General features: G+C 60.9%; 2 protein-coding genes. Both read right to left on the bottom strand.

Annotation, left to right across the window (positions count from 1 at the left end; translation table 11 throughout):
- Positions 1-192: 192 nt before the first annotated feature.
- Positions 193-846, bottom strand: coding sequence for a DsbA family oxidoreductase (locus VIM98_RS03175; RefSeq protein ID WP_331991644.1), 654 nt, complete (start codon positions 844-846; stop codon positions 193-195).
- 98 nt (positions 847-944) lie between these two features.
- The coding region (locus tag VIM98_RS03170) for a TonB-dependent receptor domain-containing protein (RefSeq protein WP_331991643.1) at positions 945-3522 on the bottom strand (2578 nt) is incomplete at its 5' end.

The following is a 3522-nucleotide window of genomic DNA, read 5'->3' as shown; positions in this document are numbered from 1 at the left end:
GTGTCCCTGCGGCAGGCGAAAGAGGGGCGAGGGAGAAGTAGCGAGGGGCGCGATAACGACCGCCGACGGGCACTGGCAAGCCATCGACAGAAAAGCTTCCGCCGCGTTCGGCGAATCTCAGCCGTTCGGGCTTGCGCCCTCGCTACTCCTCCCTCGCCCTCTTTGGGCCCCAAGCCGCGAGCCGCACGGCAATCAAACCGGTTCGGCAGCGATCTTGCGCAATGTCTCGGCGAACACTTCCGGCGGTTGACCGCCCTGAATCAGATATCGCTCGTTGACGATGATCGACGGCACCGAATGGATGCCCTGGGATTGATAGAAGCGTTCCCTGGCCCGTACTTCGTCGGCATAACGGTTTTCATCCAGCACCTGCCGTGCTGCGGTCTCGTCGAGGCCAACGCTACCGGCAATATGGATCAACGTATCGCGTGCGCCGACATTTTCACCGTCGGTGAAATACGCCTTGAGCAAGGCTTTCTTCAACGCTTCCTGCTTGCCTTCTTCCTCGGCCCAATGCAGCAACCTGTGCGCGTCGAAGGTGTTGTAGATGCGGTCGCGCTTGTCCATGTTGAAAGTAAAACCGACCGCGGAGCCACGCTCGCGCAATGCTTCGCGGTTCTGCGCCACCTGTGCCGGCGTGCTGCCGTACTTGCGAGCGATGTGCTCGATGACATCCTCGCCCTCGGGAACCATCTGGGGATTAAGCTCGAACGGTTGGAAATGGATGTCCGCCTTGACCTCGTTGCCCAGTTGGGCAAGCGCAAGTTCCAGCGAACTCAGGCCCACCGCGCACCAGGGACAGACGATGTCGGAGACGAAATCGATCTTGAGCGTAGAAGCGGTCATGAGAGGCCCTGCGATATGGGGAGAAAACCCCATATGGGGACGTCGGCCCCCAAAAGAAAGGGGCTGGGATGCCCAGCCCTTTCGATCCAGGCAACGGATCAGAATGTGTAGTTTGCTCCCACGTAGTAGCCGCGGCCCAAGGTGTCGTACAGCGCGGAGCCGGGGGTCGTGCCGAACATGTTGACCGGCGGATCGCAGTCGAACACGTTGGTAATGCCAGCGTAGACCTGCCAGCCGCTATTCTTGAAGGCATGGCTGGCACGCACGTCGTTGAAGAAGCTCGCGCCGGCTCGGATCGGCGTAGTCTGGATCGGGTTGGAGCGATAGCTTTCGTTGGCAACCAGTAACATGCGCGAGGCATAACGCGTGTTCCAGTTGAACGTCCAGCCCTTGAGCGTGTAGGTCGTGCTAAGGGTGCCCTTCCACTTCGGAAAGCCCAGCGTACCGTTGCGTTCGATGGCGATCGTCGGATCGTCCTGGAAGGGATGCTCGGTGTAGCCGATAACGCGCGAAGCATTCAGATTGAAGCGGATCCTGCCTGCACCGAGGTCGTGGCTGTAGTAGGCGCCGATGTCGATGCCCGAGGTGCTCAGCGACGAGATGTTCTGGACGGTCGAATTGATGAACACCAGTTCGTGCGTGACCGGATCGCGTTGCGCGTTACCGCAATAGCTGTTGCCGACGCCCGATGGTGCGTCGACGCACTGGCGGGCGATGTCTGCGCCGCTCGGAGCGCTGATGGCGTCGGTGAGCTTGATGTTCCAGTAGTCCAGGGTGACGCCGAGACCGGGGGCGAACTGTGGCGTGAGCACCATGCCGGCAGTCCACGTGCGGCCCACTTCCGGACGCAGGGCTGGACTGCTGCCCGATACGCCACGGATGGTTGCGCTATTGGCCGAGGTCCAGCCCGGAGGAATACCCAGCGCCTGGCAGTTTGCCCTCCGGACCGCCGGATTGGCGCCATTCCTGATCTGGTTGTCCGAGCAAGGGTCGGTGATGGTGAAGAAGTTCTCCGACTGGCCGCTATAGAGCTCGTCGATGTTCGGTGCACGCACAGCGCTCGACATCGTGCCGCGCAGGCGCAGGTTATCGTCGATCGACCAATCCAGGCCCCAGCGCCACGCCTTGGTGCGACCGATGGAACTGTAATCCGATGCGCGCACCGCCGCATCGAACGTCAAGTTCTTCACTGCCATTCGATCTGCCAGCACCGGCAACGCCATTTCCGCATAAGCTTCCTTGACGTTGTAGGCACCGCTGGCTGGCTGGATCGCATTGAGGAAGGTCAGACCGGCCACATCCAGCGGATCGGTGACTTGCCGGCTGGTTTCGCGACGGAATTCCACGCCCATCGCCATGCTGGCGGCGCCTGCGTCGCCAGGCATCTGGAATAGATTGTTGTTGGTTACGCTACCGCCGCCAACGAACTGCGTGATGCGCGTCTTGGTGCTGGTGGTGGTGTTGAACCATTGCGCTGCGGCCGGATCGATCGCGCCGGTGCCGAAAATGCTTGTCGGTACACAGCCGCCACCCAGTGCGATCGGGTCGAGCACGCCGCCGGTCTGCGGGTTGATCGAGCCGGGCGAGATGCTCGAGCGGCAGACAATCTGCCCGGTGGCCGGATCGCGCACGGCATCGATCGATGCGTGGAAGCGATCGTTGATGCGGTTATTGAGGTTGTAGCGCGTTTCTCTGGTGACACCGTAGTTCAGCGACGCATCGTATTCCCAATCGTCGACAATGACGCCGTTCGCGCCGAACACCCCGCGGGTTACGTTGCGCGTGGTGTCTTCGCCACGGCGTCCCGCATCGACATCGAAGCGCGATACAGCGATGCTGTTCAGGCCATTGGCATCCATCAGTGCGGCGAGGCCCGGATCGATATATGCGTTATCGCGCATGATGGTATACGCATTGGCGCCGCTGCCGAACGCCGGCTGGCGCCAGATCTTTACATTGATATGGCTGAAGCTGCCTTCGAAGTACAGCCGGTGTTCCGGCGAGATATCGAAGCTTGCCACGCTATTGATCGAGGTGCGGCCGTATTTCGGCTGCAGCTGAAGCACCTGGTTGGTATGGAGGCTATCGCAATCGCTGCAACGCCCGGCGTTGTCGTACATGCCGCCGAAGCGCTGCGGACGAACGCTGCCGTCGGGATTGAATACATAACGATTGGCAACGTTCGTCGCCGAGTTGCCCAGAAAGAAGGTGCCGCCGTCGGTCACGGTATAGCTTCCGGCGTTGCTCATAAGCGCCGAATCGGTTGCTCCGTCCGGTGTCTGGACGGTCGTGTAGGACTTGCGCCCGAATCGGTCGGCAAACTCCAGCGAGCCTTGATCGCTATGCTCGACGGATACCGCCACATTGCCGCGGTCGCCAGCGAAGTTCATGCCTCCGGTCAACGCCAGCTTTTTGCGATCGAAGCCGCCATGCTGCGTCGTACCATATTGGGCGTTGAGCGTGGCGCCTTCGTATTTCTTCTTGAGGATGAAATTGACCACGCCCGTGACCGCATCGGCGCCATAAACGGCCGATGCGCCGCCGGTGATGATTTCAACCCGATCGAGCCATTCCACCGGAATCAGGTTGACATCTACCTCCGAACTGCCTGCGCTCGAGCCCACATATCGACGACCGTTCACCAATACCAGGGTGCGCGCTGTGCCCAGATTACGC

Source organism: Dyella sp., from assembly GCF_036568765.1.
Taxonomy (GTDB): Bacteria; Pseudomonadota; Gammaproteobacteria; order Xanthomonadales; family Rhodanobacteraceae; genus GSA-30.
Note: the sequence above shows the minus strand (reverse complement) of the source record. Positions and strands in the feature narration are given on the sequence as shown.